The sequence below is a fragment of the Gordonia sp. YC-XJ4 genome (assembly GCF_059511865.1).
In genome coordinates, this window is record NZ_CM183447.1 from 1399533 (window position 1) to 1419512 (window position 19980).

Consider the following 19980-nt stretch of genomic DNA (forward strand, 5'->3'; position numbering starts at 1 on the left):
GACGAGCAGGTGGTTGTCATCGATCCGGGTCGGGGGGAGATCTCGGAAGGCACTGTCATGCGTGGTGGGGGATTCGGTGTGCGGCGACGTGTGGTCACCACACTGTTGGTGGTGAGCGCGACGGCCGGCGCACTGATCGGGGTGGCGGGGCAGGCGCGTGCGGTCGACCCGGACACGCTTCGTCCGGGATGTGTGTGGCGGACCCCGGACGAGCAAGCCGAGCACATCCAGACCTGCACCCTCTACTCGGAGGCGTTGGGCCAGGACGTCGTCGTGCAGGTGCGGGCATCGGATCAGGCACCGGGCCAGACCGAGCAGGCCGTGTATTTCCTTGATGGCCTGGGTTCGAACGACGAGTACAACAACTGGGCGCTGCCGACCTCGGGTGCGGTGGCCGCGTACAGCACCAGCTACAACCTGGTGATGCCAGCCGGCGGTAAGGGCGAATGGGACACCAACTGGCAGTCGGCGCCGACCGGCAGCACCACTGCACCGCAATGGGATACCTTCCTCGGTGAGGAATTGCCCGCCTACCTGAACGAGAACTTCGACATCGGGACGTCGGACAACGCGATTGTCGGCGTCTCGATGTCCGGGGCGCCCGCGGTCATCGTCGCGCTGAACCATCCCGAGGTGTTCGCCGTGGCGCGCTCGTACTCGGGTTTCTACGAGACCAACAACCCACTGGGGTGGGTACTCATCCCGATCATCCAGACCGCGCGCGCCGACATCGACAACGGTCTGTCGGCGATGTGGGGACTCCCGCTGAGCGAGGGAAACACCTGGGCCGACAACGACGTCCTGAGCCGGATCGCCGAGGCGAAGGCCAACGGGCAGACCATCATCATCTCCACCGGCAACGGCATCCCGTCGGTCGGTGAACTCCAGCTCGCCTGGCAAACGCTGCAACAACAACCACTTGTGTTGTGGCCGATCCTCATTCCCGGCGCCCTCGTCACTGAGGTACTCGGCGTCGGACTGGAGGTCGGTGCGCTCACGTCGACGGTGATCCTCAACGCCGCCGCCCAGCGGATGGATCTGCCGGTCGAGTTCACCTACTCCAACGGTGGGCACAACTGGTTCTCCTGGGCGTCGACCCAGCCGTCGGACGCCGCCCAGATCGAAGCGGATCTGGCGGCGGCAGCCCAGAAATCGGCGCAGGAGAAGACGGTGGCGCAAGAGTCGGCGGCGCAGCAGCAGGTGACGGCGGAACAGGTGGCCACGCAGGTGACCACGTCCCAGCCCACGACGACGCCCGCGCAGGTATCGGCTGTCGAGGGGACCACCTCCCAGCCCACCACGACGGCCGCCGATACCCCGGCTGCCCAGCCGACCACCGCCGCTGAACTCACCTCCCAGCCCGCGGCCCCTGAAGACTCCGCAGAACGTTCGCCCTACACGGCACCTTCCGCGGAATCTGGGGCGCCCACCACCTCTGCGGCACCCGTTCCCGCTGCCACGCCCGCAGCGGCCAACGCGCGCTGAATCCGCTCGGCCACATAATCGGGGCGCAGGAGGAGATCGCTGTAGGTGAAGTGCAGGACGTTCCAGCCGGCGTCGCTGAGGTCATTACCGCGTCGTCGGTCTCGCTGAAAGGCCTCGGCGTCGCTGTGGTAAGCCATCCCGTCGATTTCGACGGCGACACGCTGTGCAGGGAAGGCGAAGTCGATCTCGTACGGCGGGGCCGGATGACCTGCGACCCAACCGGTGATGCCGTGGGCGGTGAAGATGTCGATGGCCATCCGTTCGGCGTACGAGCGGCCGCCGTGGCTGATCAGTGCGAGCAGAGTGCCCATCGTCGCCGAGTCCTTGCAGCCACGGCGACGTGTGTAGGCGTCGATCAACTGCTGCTCGGTGACCCGGCGTCGGAGCAAGGCACGGTCGACGACGTCGATGCCCTGCTCGACGCCGGCCTCGAGGACGGTCAGGGGCAGGGCGGTGATCGACAGACCGGAGTGGACGGTCAGGTCCGCGGGCTCGAGATCGCGGAATCGTAATCGTGTGGCGGACAGCTTCTTTCGGTGTCCTCCGGTCGGCACCGTCACCGTGATGATCGGCGGATGCCGATCGACCAGACCCCACCACCAGGCGGCAGCGGCTCCCGACAGCACCGCCCGCTCGTGTGCGCGCAAAGCCGCGATCCGCATGCGGGTGCGGTCGGTGAGCGGATGAGCGGCGAGGCGGTGCGCGCCGCGCGCGACACCGATCAGATCTCCGGCGGAGACCAGGCGGTGGACCGCAGCACGGTTGAGCCCGAAGGCCCGGAAGTCGGCAGCGGTGAGTACGCCGTCATGGCGCAGGGCGAGGGAAAGAAGCCGCGGAGGTAGCGTCATGGATCGTTGGACGCACCCGAGCGCCAGGTGGTTCCGTCACCTTCCGCAGAACGTCACGCCCTGGGCGAACCTTCTGCTACGTCTGCGGCGCCAACCGGGTGCGAAGCGCGCGCCGGTCGACCTTACCGGGGCCACGGAGCGGGAGCGCATCGACGACGATCACCTCGCGCGGTGCGGCGTAGCGATCGAGCCGATCGGTGACCGCGTCCCGAAGGCGTTGTGCGTCCACCGAACCCGAATCGGACTCCACCACGACGGCCACCACCTTCTCGCCGAGACGCTCGTCGGGCAGCCCGATCACGGCGCATTCGGCGACCGCGGGGTCCTCGACGATGACTGCCTCGACGACCTGCGGGAGGATCGTGAGCCCGCCGGAGGAGATGGCTTCGTCGGCGCGGCCGATGATCCTTAGGACGCCGTCGTCGACACGTCCGAGGTCGTCGGTGCGGAAGGTGCCCGGCGTGGCGAAGGCCGGATGGTCGGGGAGCAGGCGATAGCCGTGCGCGACCATCGGTCCGGTGAGTTCGACGCGCCCGATGCCGTCGGCGCTCGCCCCGTCCAGGGTGATCTGCATGCCGTGCAACGGAATGCCGTCGTAGACGCAACCGCCCGCGGTCTCACTCATCCCATAGGTGCGCACGATCGGGATACCTGCCTCGATCGCCCTGTGCAGCAACGGTTGTGGAGTGGCTGCGCCGCCGACGAGCAGGGCGTCGACGTCGGCGAGCGCGGCCGTCGCGCGCGGCGAGTCGAGGACCTTGACGAGTTGGGTGGGCACCAGCGAGGTGTAGCGGCGCGGACCCTCGAAACGATCGAGGGCGTCGGCGAGGGCGTCGGGATCGAAACCCGCCGAAAGATCGAGCACGGCGGGGATGTGCCCGGCGGCCAACGCGCGCAACAACACCTGCAGTCCGGCGATGTGGTGCGGCGGCAGCGCGAGCAGCCAATTGCCCGCGCCGCCGAGATGATCGGCGGTCGCGCGGGCCGAGGCGGCGAGGGTGGCGGGCGTGTGCTGCGAGCCCTTGGGGGTGCCGGTGCTGCCGGAGGTGGCGATGATCAGCGAGACGTCGTCGGCGACGTCGGACCCGATTCCGAAGGCGTCGTGCAGGATTCGCGACTCACGATCCGACTCCGGGACCGGGGCGAAAGCCGCCGAACCGTCGAGGATGGCGCGTAGGTCGTCGAGATGGTCGAGAACCCGCGGCCCGGACGGCAGGGGGAGGGGACGCAGAGCCAGAGGACGGAGGGGTTTCAGGGCTGGTCCTCGTCGGGAGTGGGTGGGTCTCGCGGCTCGTCGCTATCGCTCCTCGCACCTCGACCATCGGGGAACGGCTGGTCGCTATCGCTCCTCGCACCTCGACCATCGGGGAACGGCTGGTCGCTATCGCTCCTCGCACCTCGACCATCGGGAAACGGCTCGTCGCCGGGGGAAGGGGGAGCATCGGAGGAAGGGCCAGCGGAGGGAGGGTTCAGCGGGGAGTCGTCAAAGGGGAAGCCGTGCTCTTCGAGGTACTGCTGCACGCGCGCGAGGTCGGCCTCGTGCGGAAGTTCCTGGGTGACCGCGGAGATCTTGACCCCGGCGTCGATCTTCGAGATGGGTTCCGGTGGCGGGGCCGCCTCGTTGATCAGTTCATCCGACACATGCTCGACCTCGTCCTCGGACAGTTGTCGTCGGAGGATGGCCAGGAGCGGTACGTAGTCGTGGTCGGGCACGCCCTGTGGATATCCGGCGCGCAACCACGCGATGATCCTGGCGACCAGCGGTCGATCGGACATCACGCACCCCCTTCTCGTCTGCGGCCCAACCCTCCGCCGATTGTAGGACGCAAGCTGGGTGGGCCGATTGATGGATATGCAGCGAACAACCCGGCGCCTGGCGAGCAGGTCGTCCGGGTTGTTCGGCGCCCCATGGGCGCTGGATGGAACTCAGGCTGTTGCCGGTGAGGCGGCCAGGGGCCAGCCGACGGCGGCCAGCCGAGAGGCCACCTGATTGATCTCCGCATCGGTCGGCTGGGTCTCGGTGACCTCGAGGATCGCCTGCTTGATCCGCTCTGGCGTCACCGGGGCATCGGCTGCACGATCCTTGGCCAGGACGAGCGCCACGTTGGTGACCTCTTCCTCGGTGAGGGTCCGCATCAGCAGGGCGAGCAGCGGCGGGAAATCGGTGGGCGGAACGCCATCCGGGTATCCCTTGCGAATCCAGTTGACGGCAGAGTCGAACAGTGAGGAGGACATGATCGCCTTTCGCGGTGTGGACGAGATGGCTGGCGGATCAGCTGTAGGCCCAGTCGGGGAAGACCTGCCAGTCGAAGTAGTACGACAGGGTCTGGCGGGTGACCCACAGCAGACCGACCAGGATCGCGGCGACGACGATGGCGAAGAACAGATAGCCCAGCGCCTTCAGCGCCGGATTGGGCGCGCTGATCGTGCCGTCGGCGTTGGCGTCACCGGCGCCGGCCGAGTGTAGCCGCATGCCGATGGCGAACAGGGCGGGCAGTCCGGCACCGAAGATCATGCCGATGACGAGAACCTTGAGGATGGCTTCGAGGATGTCCATGAGTGTGAGGTCCTTCCCGGCCGTCAGGCGAGGGTGGCGGGTTTGTCGGCGGAAGCGTCGTCGGCCGGGATGATCGAGTTGGTGGACTCGTCCCATTCGGCGTTGACGTTGTTGGAGTCGACCTTGTTCTGCTGTGCGCGCCAGTACATGTAGCTCGAGGCGGCCACCAGCAGAATGAAGATGACGATCGCGCCGGTGACGTCACCGAGCAGATGTCCCAGGCCGTAGCAGACGGCGCCCACGATGCCGGCGGCCGGCAGCGTGGTGACCCAGGCGACGACCATGCGGGCCGCGACCGACCAGCGGACCTGCGCGCCCTTCTTGCCGACACCGGAACCGAGGATCGAGCCGGTGGCGACCTGGGTGGTCGACAGTGCCATGCCGGCGGCGCTCGAGGTCAGGATGATCGCGGCCGAGGAGGCCTCGGCGGCCATGCCCTGCGGGGAGGTGATCTCGACGAGTCCCTTGCCCAGCGTGCGGATGATGCGCCAGCCGCCCAGGTAGGTACCGAGGGCGATCGCCGCGGCGCAGCTGAACACGACCCAGATGGGCAGGCCGTGCTTGACCGAGGAGGCGTCGAGGTGGTTGGTGGAGATCAGCGCGAGGGCGATGACACCCATCGTCTTCTGTGCGTCACCGGTGCCGTGGGCCAGCGAGACCAGCGAGGCGGTGACGATCTGGCCGGAGCGGAACCCGCTTTCCTGGCGTGAGACAAGCACTTTCGCGGTGATCTTGAAGACCAGCCAGGTGCCGACCGCGGCCACCGCGCATGCGATGAATGGCGATGCCAGCGCCGGGATGATGATCTTGGAGAGCACGCCGTGCCAGTCGATGCCGCTGGTGCCCATGGCTGCGATACCGGAGCCGATGAGTCCGCCGAACAGGGCGTGGCTCGAACTCGACGGCAGACCGAACAGCCAGGTGAAGAGGTTCCAAAGGATGCCGCCGATGAGGCCGGCGAAGATGATCAGCAGGGCTTCGTTGGCGCTGATGCCGCCGACGAGTTCGCCCGACTTGCTCTGCAGGTGTAAGACGTTCTTGGTGATGGTGGCAGCGACCTCGACAGAGAGGAACGCACCCACCAGGTTCAGTATCGCCGACAACCCGACGGCGACCTTGGGCTTGAGTGCGCCGGTGGCGATGGAGGTCGCCATGGCGTTGCCGGTGTCGTGGAATCCGTTGGTGAAGTCGAAGCCCAGTGCTGTGATGATCAACAGCACGAGAATCAGCATCTCTCCGCTCATGGGCAATATCATGCGTCCGCGGGTGCCGATCTGCATAAATTTCGCTCCGGCAACCATTGTGCAGATCGGCATCATGACCTGCGTGTTTGCCCTCTTCCGCGGGTTGTTCATCTACTGTTCATCCAACTGCACCCACGGGTACACCGAAGCCGGCGCGAGCGAACGATCGCACGGGCCTCTGTGGACGGGTCGCGGTGTGGAAGAATTCGGCGTCATGACGTCGATGAAGCTGGGCATGCCGATCAACTACGCCGGTGATTTCCGCGAGACGATGGACAATCTCGCCGACTTCGAGAAGGCCGGCGTCGCCCGGGTCACCGTCCCCGAGGCGTACAGCTTCGACGCGGTCAGTCAGCTCGGCTACATCGCCGCCAAGACCGAGAAGATGGAACTGCAGACCGGCATCCTGCCGATGTTCTCGCGTACCCCGTCGAATCTCGCGATGACCGCCGCGGGAATGGATTACATCAGTGGCGGGCGGTTCATCCTGGGCATCGGGGCGTCGGGGCCGCAGGTGATCGAGGGCTTCCACGGCGTCAAGTACGACTACCCCGTTGGCCGGGCCCGCGAGAACGCCGAGATCTGCCGAAAGATCTGGCGTCGCGAGAAAACCGAATACCAGGGCCGCCACTACACCCTGCCGCTGACGAGAGAAGACGGCGGCACCGGATTGGGCAAGGCGCTCAAGATCATCAATCACCCTGTGCGTGATCGCATTCCGATGCTCCTTGCCGCGATCGGCCCGAAAAACACCGAGTTGGCCGCCGAGCTGTTCGAGGAGTTCCAGCCGTTCCTGTTCCACCCCGAGTACGTCGAGGCAGCCTTCGGTGAGCCGCTTGCGGCCGGCAAGGCCAAGCGCGATCCATCGCTGGGCGAACTGGGGATCGTGGTACAGGCGAGCGCACTGATCTCCGAGGACGCCGAGCAGATCGAGGTGGCGATGCAGCATGTGCGCAACCACGCCGCTCTCTACATCGGCGGCATGGGTGCGCGTGGCAAGAACTTCTACAACACCCTGGCGGTGCGCTACGGCTACGCCGACGAGGCCAAGCTGATCCAGGATCTCTACCTCGACGGCAAGAAGGCCGAGGCCGCGGCCGCTGTGCCCGACGACCTGGTGCGGGCGATGAGCCTGATCGGTCCGCGCTCGCTGGTGGCCGAACGCGTCGAGGCGTTCGCCAAGTCGGGTGTCACCGTCGTTTTGGCGGGGCCGTTGGCGCCCACGCACGCGGAGCGGGTGGCGACCATGGAAGGTCTTGCCGAGATTCTCGGCTAGCTCGAGCGCGACGACGGGCGAACCCACTCACCACTCGAGATAGCGATTCAGCCGCACGCCGACGCCGTGCCGTAGAGCCTGTGAGCGCGTTCGTGCGAGCCGGGCGAGGGTTGCCGCAGCTCCGGTGTCCTCGGCTGTGGCGCTTGGTATCTCGCGAGACACCACGACGCCGGGATCGGTGTCGGACGCAAAGTCGGCCAATCGTACGGCCACCTCCTGTGACTCCTCGTCGGCACTGTCGAAGGCGGCTCGCGCGCCTCGCGCGGCCTCTTCGGCCACCTTGCGATGCGCAGCGTCGCGCAGGTTGTCGGCTCCCTCGACCGGACGTTGCGCTGCCGCCCGGTCGAGGGCGAGATCATAGACGCGCCGTCGAGCCGTCAGATCCGTGAGGAGCCCTTCGCTGCTCTTCACGAAGTGCATGTTCCGCGAATGCACGCGATAGAACGCCTGATCAGCGTTGTTCACCCGACCCACCCCGTGACCCGACAGCGCCACCTGCAGCCACAGCAACATGTCGGCCCCGGTGGGGTGTTCGGTGTCGTAACCGCCGACTTCTGCCAGCACCGAGGTCCGCATGGCGACCTCGGGCGTCAGGATGATGTTGCGTCCGCGGCGGTACATGCGCGCGGCCCATTCCGGGCCGTCGAAGAGCACCCAGCTGCGCGCGCGGGTGCGGGGTTTCGGCGGTTCACCGGTGAACCGAATGCAATGTCCGTAAACGAGACTCACGTCGGAATGCGCCTCCATCAATGCGACCGATCGGGTGATCGAACCGGGGGTCAGGAGATCGTCGGCATCGATCAGGACCGTGTATTCCGAGGTAACGCGGCCAATGGCGTCGTTGTAGTTCTCCAGATACGGCTTGTTGTACGGCTGCTCGGTCACGCGGACGCGGGAATCGGCGGCCGCGATGCGCCGGGCGACGTCCACGCTGTCGTCGGTGGAGCAGTTGTCGGCGATCACGACCTCGACGTCGACCTCAGGGTTGGTGAATGCACTGGCCACGGCCGTAGGTAGGTAGGCGCCATAGTTGTAGCAGGGGATGAGCACGGTCACGCCCGGTCGGGACCGGAGCGGCCGAGATTTCACGTAGCGCACAAAGCTCCTCAGAACGCCTCCGGAATCGTTCTCCGTGTAGCGCCATCGTAGGAATTCGGGGATTCAGGTTGCCGATTCAGTGGTGACAATGCGAGAGTCTAGATGGTTCATCAATAAGATATAGTCAGATGGCCACGATAGAACAAGACTTTCTTGATGGCGAGTGGACGGGGGTCCCGCTTTCCCTTGGTTTGGACGACACATGGCATGGGATGGGATCGGATGGCACACGCGACCACGATGTGGGTTTCGCACGAGCGCCTGGTGCGTCTGCCGCGAGTTCCGCGGGTCCCTCTGCCGACGCTCTTCTTGTCGGCGGCGGTCGCTCTCGTGGTGGCTGCAGCACCCATCGAGGGCTACCTCATCGCCGCGTACCCCCAGCTGGGGAAGGTTCCCGCTCTCGTCCTCGTCGGTATCTGGCTGATCGTCCGGGTACGGCAATATCGGCTGCCCGAACTGCAGCCGGTACACGTGGCCCTGGCGGCCTTGGCGCTTGTGGTCGTGCTCAGCACGGCAGTGCACCTGACCTCGCCGTTCAGCGTCGAATACGCCGGTCGCTGGCTGCCCTTTCTCCTCACCTGCGCAGTCCTGATCGACGCGGTTGCCCATGAGGTGAAGGTCGAAGTGGTGTTCGCCGCGGCACTGACCGGCGCTGCCATCTCCGCGGTGGGCGCGGTGTACAGCATGTTCGCGTCGGGCGATCTGCGGGCCTCCGGTCCGCTGACCGACCCCAACGATCTCGCCTACGTGCTCGTCGCGGCACTTCCGCTGGCGGTGGGCTTCGCGCCGCATCGGCGATGGCACGCCATCCTGCTCGGCGGCGTGGCCGTTCTCCTTGCGCTCGGTGCGGCCACCACGCTCTCGCGCGGTGGCGGCATCGCGCTGGCGGTGGCGGTCACCTGGTTGGTGATCCGCAGGGTCATCGCCATCCGGGCGGTCGTGCTCGCGGGCATCGGCGCCGCGGTCGCGGTCGGTCTGGCATGGGTCTTCGCCCACTCGTTGGTCGCCTCGGCGGTAGGGCAGAAGGGATACATCGCGGCGTCGAACGTGGACACCCGATTGACTCGCTGGCATGCCGCCGCCGAGATGCTCGGCACGAATCCGATCCTCGGCGTGGGCCCGGGGGGATTTCGCAGCAACTACGTCGCGACGTCCCATCTCGCAGAGATCGCCGAGCAGACGCCGGTGGTGCACAACATGTACATCGAGGTTGCCGCCGAATTGGGGATTGCCGGGATCGTGCTTTTCATCGGGCTGATCGTCGGTGCCCTCGTCGCCTGCGAGCGGGCACTGCGTCTCGGTGCGGAGCCGCGCGTCGCGATCGCTGTTCAAGCCAGCCTGCTCGCCGTCGTCAGTGCCTCGGTGTCCTTGTCGGAGGAGTACTACATGGCGCTGTGGTCGATACTCGCCATCGCCTATGCCCTGTACGCCAAGACGGCTGGGGAGGCGCGTCGATGACTCTTCGCGTACTTCACGTCATTGCCGAGATGGGCGTCGGCGGAGCCGAATCCATGGTCGCCGAGATGATCCGCAATGGTTCGTCACGCGGCTGGTCCTCGGCGGTGGCGTCGAGCGGTGGGATTCGTCTCGACGAGCTCGACGGCACCACCTATCACGTACCACTGGTGCACCGGTCGGTGCGGGGACTGCTCACCGCGCGAGTCGCGGTCGAACGAGCGGCCACCGAATTCGTCCCGGATGTCATTGTCGCCCACAATGTTTCGGCAACCGTGGTTGCCCGACTCGCCGCGCCGCGGCGGCCGATCCTGTCGGTGTTCCACGGCGTTGACGGCAAAGACTATCGGATGTCGGCGATCGTGCTGAGTCTGGCCCCGACCCGCGTTGTTGCGGTCGCCCACGCAGTTGCCGGCAGGTTGCAGAACTCGGGACTGCGCCACACGCCCACGTCGGTGATACACAACGCGGTGACGCCGCCGGTACTACCCGATCGGGGTGAAGCGAGAGCACAACTCGGCCTACCCGGGGACACGCCGATCGCTCTGTGTCTGGCTCGACTGGAACCGCAGAAACGCCATGACATCTTGATCGACGCCTTTGCGCGGGTGCGTACCGACGCACGTCTTCTCATCGCCGGTGACGGGTCGCTGCGAACTTCGATCGCCGACCGCGCGCGACCACTTGGTGATCGAATTCAACTCCTGGGCAACAGATCTGATGTGCCGACGCTGCTCGCCGCCGCCGACGTGACGGTCTTGACCAGTGACTGGGAGGGCTTGCCGGTGTCGGTGCTCGAGTCGATGGCATCCGGTGTGCCGGTGATCGCGCCCGACGTCGACGGACTACGAGAGGTGCTCGGCGATGGCGGTGGCGAACTCATCGCGCCCGGGGACATCGACGGGTTCGCCGATTCGCTGGACAAGTTCCTGCACGACAAGGTGTTCCGCGAGGAGCACGGCCGTCGAGCACAGAAGATCATCAGCGACGAATTCAGCTTACAAACCATGATGGCCGACTACGACGAGGTGCTGCGGTCGATGACGGAGAGGACGATGGCCCCGCGATGACGATCGGAATGAAAACAGTGATCAAGCGGGTCGGAGCCGCGATGGCCGTTGGCCTGGTGGTCTTCGTCGCAGTCCTCGTCGTACTGCTCACCCGGCCCACCGCCTACGACGCGCGAATCAGCCTACTCGCGACACCGTCGTCTTCGAGCTCGTCCAGCTCGGACTTCGGTTCGGTTGTCGCGCTCGGGCTTCCGGCGGCCGTCGATGTGGCACACAGCCCGTCGGTGTTGAACCGGGCGAGCCGTGCGGTGCCCGGCGCCCCCGACGGTGACGCGCTCTCGGGGGCGGTGACGGTGGAGCTCGTACCGGCCTCGGGGCTGGTGCGGGTCACGGTGCGAGCCGACTCCGACGCTGTCGCATCCGGGGTCGCCGCGTCTGTCGCCCAACAGATCTCATCGGCGAATCTGCTGGCACCATCGGCAACTCTACGCATCATCGACACCGAGGCGCAGATCACCCAGGTAGCCCCCGATGCGGCCTACTCCGGCGGAATCGCCATCGTGGCGGGCGCGCTCGGCGCGGCCATCGTCTACGGGCTGATGGTGCTGATCCGGCCCTCGGTGCGAGCCCGCGTCCACAGGGCGCTGGTGCGTAGCAAGATCGAGGGATCGGTCGCCGTCGTCGAAATGGGCGGATCAGAGGGTGTGCCGGACGAACTGATACTGCTCGCCGAATCAGCCGGTCGGCCGGTCCGGGTGATTGCCGCCGATGCCAGGTCGCGCGACGAGGCGGACAAGCTCCGCAACGACCTCACGGAGTCATCGATCACCATGACCGATGATGCCGATGGACCCACCATGGCCGTCGTCGGGAAGCCCGTCGATACCGTGCAACTCGTCGCGAGTATCAATGTGCTGCCGGAGAACGCCGAGTTGCTCGCCGTCGTCGTTCGATGATCATGAATCCTGCGGAGGGCGCACCCGCAGATACCGAGTTCGAGGATTCCGCCGAACTCGGTGCACGTGCCGCGCACGGCGCGGCCTGGCTCGGAGTGATCAATCTGGCGAGCAAGGGCAGCCAGATCATGGTGACCCTGATCCTCGCCTCCTTCCTGACCCAGGGACAGCTCGGTCTCGTCACGGTCGCGGTCTCGCTGATCACCGTCGCCCAGGTGATCCAGGCCATGGGCGTCTACGACGTGATCGCCCGCACCGACGGCAATCCGCTCGCCATGACGCGCACGGTGGCGACACTGTCGATCGGAGTCGGTGCGGTCGCCGCTGTCGTCCTGGTGGCGGGAGCCTCGCCGCTGGCCGACCTTCTCGGCGCTGCCGACGCTGCACCGCTGATCATGATCACCGCGATCAGTCTCCCGTTCACCGCGCTCGGCGGGGTGCAGATGGCATTGATGCACCGCGACCTCGACTTTCGGCGCCGGATGTTGCCCGACGCCGGCAGCGCGCTGATCGGTGCCGTCTTCACCGTGGCGCTTGCGGTGACCGGTGCCGGGGCATACTCGCTGGCCGTCGGACTTCTCGTCGGGGCGATCCTGCAACCGGTCTTCGGATTCTTCGTAGGCGTGCGGATATTGCCATCCTGGGATCGCGAAGCCGCAGCCGAGGCGATGCGGTGGATTCGCGTGGTCGGGCCCGCGGCGATCGTCTGGACGATTTTGATCAACATCGATTACCCAACGATTTCGCGGGTGCTCGGTCCCGACGCAGTCGGCGTCTATTCGTTGGCGTATCGAATCGCGTGGATCCCTTACATCATGGTCGCGGTGGTGCTCGGTGCCGTCGCATTCCCGGTGTACACCAGCATGATCCGACGTGGAGAGCGCGATCAGATCCCTGCCGCTGTCGGACGGCTGACACACGCCACCTTGTTGATCGCCGGCGGCATGTACGCGCTGATCGCCATCATGGCCCCGAGCATCGTGGTACTCGGAGGACAGTGGAGCGGGTCGGTTCCGGTCTTGATCGTCCTGTGCGGGTATGGGCTCGGCATCAGTGTCATGTCCGCGTGGTACGAGGGCATTCGGGTCGTCGGATGGACGCGCACCTTTCTGGCTCTCGAGTCGACCCACCTGATCCTGCTCGCGACATTACTTCCGGTACTGACGCGATACGGCGTGGTCGCGGCCGCGCTCGCCCAGGTGGCGGCGGTTGCGGTCCTCATCCCCGTGGCGTGGATCGTCTCATGGAAGGCGAAGGTCGCGCCGCCGGTCGGCGGGTTCGTGCGGGCGATCCTCGGACTTCTCGTCCCGGCGGGGGCCTGCTATGGCATGCAGATCCTGGCCTATCGCATCGGGTGGATGACGCGACCGGTGACGTGGACCGAAGCGATCGTCGAGGGCGTGGTGATGGTCGTGATCTTCGTGGCGGTTGCCTACATGGCGAACAAGCGCGCCGTCGACGAGTTGTGGCGACTGCGAGGTCGGCGTTCATGATCGCGGAGGAGAACGAAGGAAGGCCGGGCATGCGGATTTTGCATGTGGCGCAACCGATTGACGGCGGGGTCGCCGGTGTCGTGATGGACCTCGTCGAGGATCAGATCGGCAGGGGATGGCGCCCGGTCGTGGCCTGCCCCGAACGCGGCCGGCTGTCGGATGCGCTCGCCGAGATGGGCGCCGAGCATCGCTCCTGGGAGGCAACGCGATCGCCGGGGCCGGCGACTGTGCCGGAGACCGCGGCGCTGCGTCGGATCGTGAGGGACACCCGGCCGGATGCCGTGCACCTGCACGGATCCAAGGCCGGTCTCGCCGGCAGGCTCGCGGTGCGTGGCTCGATACCCACCGTGTTCCAACCACACCTGTGGTCGTTCCAGTCCGACCGCGGTCCCGCCGGTCGGGCGGCGGTGATCTGGGAGCGGATCGCAGCGCGGTGGACCGACCTATTCGTTTGCGTCAGTGGCGACGAGTGGCGGGACGGGCGTGCTGCGCACATCGGTGGCCGAATGGTGGTGGTGGCCAACGGTGTCGACGTCAGCGGACTGGTTCCGGTCGACAACGCCGGGGTCAAGCCGCAGATGGGGTTCGGCCCGGAACCGCTCGTGGTCTGCGTCGGGCGGCTGGCTCCGCTCAAAGGGCAGGACGTCTTGCTCGATGCGTGGCCCGCGGTGCAGTGCGTCATGCCGCACGCGCAGTTGGTCTTCGTCGGTGACGGGCCGCAGGGTGAACAACTTCGCGCGCATCCGGTCGCCGCAGACCCATCGGTGCATTGGCTGGGTAACCGCGACGACGCACACCGTTACCTCGCGGCGGCCGATGTGGTCGTGGTGCCCTCTCGCGCCGAAGGCATGGCATTGGTACCGCTGGAGGCCATGTCACTTGGGCGTTCGCTGGTGGCCAGCGACGTCGGCGGAATTCGCCAGAGTGTCGGTGAGGCGGGGGCTGTTGTACCGCCCGAGGATGTGCAGGCACTGACGACGGAGATCATCCGCCGCTTGATCGACGATGAATTGCGCTCTCGGGAAGGCATTCTCGCCCGTGCGCGAGCCGAGAAGTTCTTCGATCGCCGACGTGTCGGTGAGGAGATCGCCACGCTGTGTGCCGCCCTGGTGACGGAGGTGAGTAGCGATGTCTAGGATCGCCTACGTCCTGACCCAGGACAAAGGCGGGCCCGTCGACGTGGCAGTTCGGTTGGCGCACAACCTGATCGATCAGGGTGACGACGAGGTGCGGGTGTTCGGACCGACGCCCGCACGTGACGCCGATCTGATCGTCGGGTATCACGAACCGATTCTTTTCGGGTCCAAGCGGGACGGTGCGCAGGCCCGCGAGCTGCGCGCGGCGATACGCGACTGGGCTCCCGATATCGTTCACGCGCAGGACCGCCGGGCAGGGCTGGCGATCGTCGGACTCGATCGCCGAACAGCGTCGATTTCCGCCTTGGTGCACACCTATCACGGTGTGCCCGATGATGTTTCCGAATCGTGGTTTCGTGGCGAGCGCGGTGCGGGCGGTCCGTCGTGCTACACCCGGGCGGTGTTGGCCGCCGATGCGGTGGTGGCCCGGTCGGTCGGTGCAACGGTGGCGCCGTCCACGGTGATGGCGGATTTTCTGCACCGCCGGCTCCGGGTGCCGCGTCGTCGCCTCGTCCACATCGACAACGGTGTGGCGTTGCCGACGGCGACACCGTCCTCGGGGCCGGTCCGCCGGCTCATCTTCGTCGGACTGCTGGTCCCGCGTAAAGCGTTGCTGGACTTGCTGAGCGCGCTCGACCGTCCCGGTGTCATGCCCGCCGACGCCACACTGACCGTGGTCGGTGACGGTGAGCAGCGCGCGGCGGCCGAGGCCTTCGTCACCCGATCGGCAATTGCCGATCGGGTCGAGTTCCTGGGTTTTCGGTCCGATGTCGCGGACCTGATCGCCGCACACGACGCGCTGGTGTTGCCGTCGCTGATGGAGCAGCAGCCGTTGGTGATCGCCGAGGCCATGGGGGCGGGGAAGATGGTCGTGGCCACCGACACCGGGGGTGTTTCGGAGATGCTCACCGACGATGGGGGGTCGGGTTTCCTGGCCACACCCGGTGATGTGGACGACCTGGTAAGGCAGCTTCGTCGGCTTTTCGAGCTGTCGGACTGCCGGGAGATCTCGGCGACGATGATTGCACGCGCACGCCGTCGGTTCGACACAGGCGTCACCGCGCAGACGCATCGTGCGCTCTACGCCGGCCTCCTCGACTCACGCATGCCCGGAAGTCCTCGTCACTGTGAGACAGAGACGACAGCATTGCCGGGAGGTAGCGAATGATTTTCTCCGGAACCACCGCCCGTCTGCGGGATGTCGAACGGCTTGGTCGTCGAGGTGGGGTTGACCGCCACGACGCCATCGGCGAAGTGCCGGGTCCACAGGCCGTCGGAAATCGCCGGCGGACCGACCGGTGTGCCGAGCGCCGAGCGTTGCACGGCTTGCCACGGCGGCTGCGCGTAGTCGGGGTCGGGTGCGGCCATCCAGCTCGTTTTGGCGCCGGCGAGCAGGGCAGCCGACGCGTAACCGTTGGACACGTCGGTCAGGTCGGCGCCCTGGGTGATCAACAGGATGTATTCCGTGCCGCGCGCGGCGATGTCGAGCATCTCGGTCCACTGCTCGGTGTCGAGGGGCAGGATCGAACCGTTCTGGCCGGCGGTGGCGAAGTTCTCTTCCATCGCACCGCCGAACCGGGAATGCGAGGTCCAGCGGCCGGGGGTCAGGCGCGCCTCGGCGATGTTGGGAATGAACAGCTTTCCGGCGGCCTGCAATCGGGTGCCGGCCACCGCGACCAAGGCGTCGAGACCCGACCGGATCTTGGCGTTGGTCGCATCTGCCGACCCCGTGCCCTTGATCAGTTGGGTGGAGTAGAACTGCAGCCGCGCGAAATCGTTGTCGGCCAACACCCCGTCCCAGTCCTGCGCGACGACCTCGTCGGTCACCTGGCGGGCCCAGTACTGCTGGTAGCCGGTGTTCCACACCGCCATCTGCCAGTGTCCGGGATACGAAGGCGCCCATTCGATCCGACGGTTTCGGGAGTCCGTTGCGAACCAGTCGGGATGGTTTCGAGAAGCGTAGACGTACCCCACGCCGCTCGGCAGGGCGGTTGCGTCGACACCGTTGTCGACCGCGCCGGAGTAGCTACGGGTGCTCGAAAGGTCTTTGTAAACCAGGACTTTCGCCGACGGGTTCGTCTTCTTGATCGCCTTGAGGGCGTCGACGTCCCACGAGTTGAGCACGATCATCTGGTAACGCTTCGCGACTGCGACGGCCTCGGCTGGTGTTACCGATTGGCCGATGCCGTACCACAATCCGCCGACCGGATTTCCCGATTGGTCGGGAGTCACATCACGAATGTCCTGTGCGCTGCAACCGGTCACGCATGCCATGAGCAGGACAGTGATCAGGGCGAGGGTCGCGGACCGAGGACCGAAACCCGTGCGCGGATCTCGCGATCGGTTCATTCTCCCGAATATAGCGAGCGGCGCGAGAGACCGCTTCCCGCAGTAATGGACGCGACCATCATGGCGACACCTTCCATCACACCCACTCAGAGTGAGCGCAGAGGTTCATGAACATGCCCGAGATGGCTTCCGTCGACGACGACCACGACCATCGCATCCTGATCGAGAACAGCGAGTACTGGCTGCGCAACATCGGCGACCTGGCCATGCTGCACGTGACCGTGGGGCGGCTGCGCGCGCACTGGCCGAATGCCCGGATCGGCATCCTGACCGACTCACCGGCGCTGCTCAGTGCGTATTTCCCCGATGCCCAGGCGATCACCGTGAAAGCCGACGATCCGTGGTCGCCGCCAGGTCGGGTCGAACGGCTCGCGGCGCGCGTGGGCCCGAGGTGGGTGGGGCCGTTCGCGATGGCGGCGGTGCGAGCTCGCCGACGACTGGCGGATCTGGTGAAAACCCGCTTGCCCGGCCTGATCAATCGCATGCGTACGACATCCGAGCCCCGATCGTCGGGGCCGCACCCCGCGTCGGCCGCGCGCGGATCCTTCGCTGCGGCCGCCGGCGCTTCACTCGTGCTGGTACTCGGCGGCGGCTATCTCGCCGACGCGGACAAGCTACAGGCCACCCGGGTCTTCGAGCTGGCTGCAGAGGCGCAGCGCAACATGGTGCCGGTGGCCTTCGTGGGTCAGGGACTGGGGCCGCTCACCGACGAGGACCTACGCGCCCGCGCGAGCGCGGTGCTCCCCGACGCCGGGCTGATCGCGGTACGCGAGCGGCGCCGCGGGCCGGCGCTACTCGCCTCGATGGGGGTGTCCGCCGAACGCGTCCTGGTGACCGGCGACGACGCGATCGCGCTGGCATATGCACGTCGTGATGACACGCCGGGGACGGATCTGGGCGTGTGCCTGCGGGTGGCGGAATATTCGCCGGTCACGCTGCACGCCCAGGGGATCGTCGGCGAGGTCGTGCGCACGGTTGCGGCCCGTCACGATGCGCGTCTGTCGCCACTGATCGTCTCCGAACATCTCGGTGAGGATCGCCGGTCGACGATGCCGTTGGTACGCGGTTACCGCGACGTGCGCACGCCGGCCGGGAGGTTCGTTCACCCTGCTGAGGTGGTCGAGCGTGTCGGTGCCTGCCGGGTGGTCGTGACCGGCGCGTACCACCTTGCGGTGTTTGCGCTGGCGCAAGGGATACCGGTGGTCGGTCTGACATCGTCGGGATACTACGACGACAAATTGCTCGGCCTCGCGGACATGTTCGGTGGCGGGCTCATCGTTGTCGACCTGCGCTCGGACGATCTCGGTACGGAGCTGATGAACGCCGTGGAGTCGGCATGGGAGTCGGCGCCGGACGTCCGCGACGGACTTCGAGACCGCGCAGCCGCGCAGATCGCGCTGGGCGACAGTGGCTATGACCGAGTTTTCGCGCTCGTCGAGGACCGCGACCGAGTCCGCGACACCGACCGCGGGACCGTCCTGTGAGCCGCCGCGATCCGGCGTCGTTGCCGGTCGGGCCGGATCGGTCCCGGACGACGTCGAAAGCGACGAGCGTCGACGTCGCCTCGGTGCGGCAGTCGATGGAGGTGTTGTTGCGCAACGGATTACGGCTGCCCACGCTGTCGCCCGTGCGCAAGGATCCGGTTCTGATCGGCCTCGACGCCGTGGTCCTCATCGCCATCGCCATCGTCACTGGAACACCGCACGGCGCATCCGGGGTGGCATTCAGCATCCTCGGAGCGCTGTTGACCGTGGTGGCACTCGATTTCGCCGGGCTCTACCGGACTCGGGTCACACTGTCCGCACTCGATGACATGCCCCGGCTGGCGGGATGGTCGATCATCGCCTCGGGCGTGATGTTCGCCGTGCTCCGGCCCGGCGTGCACATCACACGTGCGACGGTATTCGCCGGTTGCGTCTTCGCCGCCTTGTTCGTGGTGCGGGTCGCCTATTTCACCTGGGTGCGTTCCCGTCGGCGGTGCAGTGACGCACGCAGGATGCGCGTCGGCGTAATCGGCGACGGTCTCGTCGCTGCCGAGATCATCACCAGCACAAGAGCACAACCGGAACTCGGGGTCGACGTCGTGACCGTGGTCAGCTCGCTGCCGATGCAAGTACTCGCCGACACGGGTGTGCCGTTGGAGGGGGCGGGCACCTCGCTGCAGAAACTCGTCGCCGATCGAGAGCTCGATGCGCTGGTGGTCGCTTTCAGTACGGTTGCTGACTCGGCGCTGATTTCACCACTGCGTGGATGCGACGAACTGGACTGTGAGATTTTCGTCGTTCCACGTCTTTTCGAGTTCACCTCGCTCACCCAGGAAATGGATCGGATACACACGGTCCCGTTGATCCGCCTTCGTCGCGACGCGTTGCGGACCTGGTACTGGCATCTCAAGCGGATCTTCGATCTGGCCTTGGTGGTCGCGGCATTGGTCGTGGCCGCGCCGCCGGCGGCGATCATCGCCTGCGCGATCAAACTGTCCGATCCGAGGGCACCGATCATTTTCCGGCAACAGCGAATAGGTCATGGTGGAGCCACATTCGATCTGTTGAAATTCAGATCGATGCGTCCGGTGGCGACGAGTGCATCGGACCGGGAATGGCAGCCGGTCGACGCCGATCGAATAGGACGTCTTGGCCGATTCCTGCGGAAGACTTCTCTGGACGAACTACCACAACTCTGGAATGTGCTCCGCGGGGATATGTCGATCGTCGGGCCTCGGCCCGAGCGTCCGCATTTCGTTGAACAATTCGAGGGAGCGGTCCACAGTTACGCCGATCGACATCGGGTGCCGGTGGGCTTGACCGGATGGGCGGCGATCAACGGATTACGCGGTGACACATCGATTTCCGACAGAGCGCTCTACGACAACTTCTACATCGAGAATTGGAGTATCTGGCTCGACGTCAAGATCATCGTACGCACTGTCGGCGCAGTGATGCGTGGGTCCGGCGGGTGACGCTATTCCTATGAATCGTCGAGGAAACATGGTCCGACAGCGCTTCTCCGAAAAGGGGAACACAGAAAACTCGGCACCGAATATCGGTGTGACCGGGAGACATTCTCGGAACCT

18 protein-coding genes are annotated in these 19980 nt (G+C 66.2%); 10 read left to right on the plus strand and 8 right to left on the minus strand.

All coding sequences use genetic code 11. The annotated features are described in order from the left end of the window. Window positions 1-111: 111 nt before the first annotated feature. Entirely contained in the window at window positions 112-1485 is a 1374-nt protein-coding gene (locus tag AC5ZH6_RS06065) for an alpha/beta hydrolase (RefSeq protein WP_496168676.1), read from the plus strand. On the opposite strand, the gene AC5ZH6_RS06070 is transcribed toward AC5ZH6_RS06065, so the two are convergent. The 6 genes from AC5ZH6_RS06070 to AC5ZH6_RS06095 form a co-directional block, all read right to left on the minus strand. After that, window positions 1395-2333: a type IV toxin-antitoxin system AbiEi family antitoxin domain-containing protein gene (locus AC5ZH6_RS06070; protein ID WP_020172176.1), complete on the minus strand. Its 939-nt coding sequence runs from the start codon at window positions 2331-2333 to the stop codon at window positions 1395-1397. The genes AC5ZH6_RS06065 and AC5ZH6_RS06070 overlap by 91 nt on opposite strands. 76 nt (window positions 2334-2409) lie before the next feature. After that, window positions 2410-3549, minus strand: a complete 1140-nt coding sequence (gene menE, locus AC5ZH6_RS06075) for an o-succinylbenzoate--CoA ligase (protein ID WP_026920313.1) — start codon at window positions 3547-3549, stop codon at window positions 2410-2412. 35 nt (window positions 3550-3584) lie between these two features. Continuing rightward, on the minus strand, window positions 3585-4109 hold the full coding sequence (locus tag AC5ZH6_RS06080) for a DUF3349 domain-containing protein (protein WP_265077571.1): 525 nt from the start codon (window positions 4107-4109) through the stop codon (window positions 3585-3587). 150 nt (window positions 4110-4259) lie between these two features. Continuing rightward, window positions 4260-4568: a DUF3349 domain-containing protein gene (locus AC5ZH6_RS06085; protein ID WP_094602353.1), complete on the minus strand. Its 309-nt coding sequence runs from the start codon at window positions 4566-4568 to the stop codon at window positions 4260-4262. Between the two features lie 37 nt (window positions 4569-4605). Beyond that, complete coding sequence (locus AC5ZH6_RS06090) at window positions 4606-4890, minus strand: hypothetical protein (protein WP_094602354.1); 285 nt, start codon at window positions 4888-4890, stop codon at window positions 4606-4608. A 23-nt stretch (window positions 4891-4913) separates the two neighbouring features. Then, window positions 4914-6134 (minus strand): inorganic phosphate transporter, encoded by a 1221-nt coding sequence (locus AC5ZH6_RS06095; protein WP_026920312.1) that lies wholly within the window; start codon window positions 6132-6134, stop codon window positions 4914-4916. Window positions 6135-6348: 214 nt separating this feature from the next. Between AC5ZH6_RS06095 and AC5ZH6_RS06100 the strand changes: the two genes are divergently transcribed. Beyond that, window positions 6349-7410 carry an LLM class F420-dependent oxidoreductase gene (locus tag AC5ZH6_RS06100; protein WP_026920311.1) on the plus strand — a complete coding sequence of 354 codons (1062 nt, stop codon included), beginning with the start codon at window positions 6349-6351 and terminating at the stop codon, window positions 7408-7410. A gap of 27 nt (window positions 7411-7437) precedes the next feature. On the opposite strand, the gene AC5ZH6_RS06105 is transcribed toward AC5ZH6_RS06100, so the two are convergent. Next, window positions 7438-8466 carry a glycosyltransferase family 2 protein gene (locus AC5ZH6_RS06105; protein WP_014359096.1) on the minus strand — a complete coding sequence of 343 codons (1029 nt, stop codon included), beginning with the start codon at window positions 8464-8466 and terminating at the stop codon, window positions 7438-7440. 264 nt (window positions 8467-8730) lie between these two features. On the opposite strand from AC5ZH6_RS06105, the gene AC5ZH6_RS06110 reads away from it, so the two are divergent. The 6 genes from AC5ZH6_RS06110 to AC5ZH6_RS06135 are packed head-to-tail and all read left to right on the plus strand — an operon-like array spanning window position 8731 to window position 15726. Then, complete coding sequence (locus tag AC5ZH6_RS06110; RefSeq protein WP_231386728.1) at window positions 8731-9966, plus strand: O-antigen ligase family protein; 1236 nt, start codon at window positions 8731-8733, stop codon at window positions 9964-9966. Continuing rightward, on the plus strand, window positions 9963-11033 hold the full coding sequence (locus tag AC5ZH6_RS06115; RefSeq protein ID WP_014359098.1) for a glycosyltransferase: 1071 nt from the start codon (window positions 9963-9965) through the stop codon (window positions 11031-11033). The genes AC5ZH6_RS06110 and AC5ZH6_RS06115 overlap by 4 nt, the downstream gene beginning before the upstream one ends. Window positions 11034-11041: 8 nt before the next feature. Further along, window positions 11042-11929: a hypothetical protein gene (locus AC5ZH6_RS06120; protein ID WP_231386727.1), complete on the plus strand. Its 888-nt coding sequence runs from the start codon at window positions 11042-11044 to the stop codon at window positions 11927-11929. Continuing rightward, a complete protein-coding gene (locus AC5ZH6_RS06125) occupies window positions 11926-13422 on the plus strand; it encodes an oligosaccharide flippase family protein (RefSeq protein WP_014359100.1) in 1497 nt (498 codons plus the stop codon). Before AC5ZH6_RS06120 ends, AC5ZH6_RS06125 begins: the two co-directional genes overlap by 4 nt. Before the next feature lie 29 nt (window positions 13423-13451). Continuing rightward, on the plus strand, window positions 13452-14558 hold the full coding sequence (locus tag AC5ZH6_RS06130; protein ID WP_231386726.1) for a glycosyltransferase: 1107 nt from the start codon (window positions 13452-13454) through the stop codon (window positions 14556-14558). Then, window positions 14551-15726 carry a glycosyltransferase family 4 protein gene (locus AC5ZH6_RS06135; protein ID WP_231386725.1) on the plus strand — a complete coding sequence of 392 codons (1176 nt, stop codon included), beginning with the start codon at window positions 14551-14553 and terminating at the stop codon, window positions 15724-15726. The genes AC5ZH6_RS06130 and AC5ZH6_RS06135 overlap by 8 nt, the downstream gene beginning before the upstream one ends. Here AC5ZH6_RS06135 and AC5ZH6_RS06140 read toward each other — a convergent pair. Further along, the gene (locus AC5ZH6_RS06140) at window positions 15681-16907 is read right to left on the minus strand and encodes a putative glycoside hydrolase family 15 protein (protein ID WP_020172168.1); all 1227 of its coding nucleotides are present in this window, start codon (window positions 16905-16907) and stop codon (window positions 15681-15683) included. The two genes, AC5ZH6_RS06135 and AC5ZH6_RS06140, sit on opposite strands and share 46 nt — an antisense overlap. Before the next feature lie 122 nt (window positions 16908-17029). Between AC5ZH6_RS06140 and AC5ZH6_RS06145 the strand changes: the two genes are divergently transcribed. Both AC5ZH6_RS06145 and AC5ZH6_RS06150 read left to right on the plus strand, forming a co-directional pair. Next, window positions 17030-18391, plus strand: a complete 1362-nt coding sequence (locus AC5ZH6_RS06145; RefSeq protein ID WP_231386724.1) for a polysaccharide pyruvyl transferase family protein — start codon at window positions 17030-17032, stop codon at window positions 18389-18391. Next, on the plus strand, window positions 18388-19866 hold the full coding sequence (locus AC5ZH6_RS06150) for an exopolysaccharide biosynthesis polyprenyl glycosylphosphotransferase (RefSeq protein WP_014359105.1): 1479 nt from the start codon (window positions 18388-18390) through the stop codon (window positions 19864-19866). The genes AC5ZH6_RS06145 and AC5ZH6_RS06150 overlap by 4 nt, the downstream gene beginning before the upstream one ends. The last annotated feature ends 114 nt before the right edge of the window (window positions 19867-19980 follow it).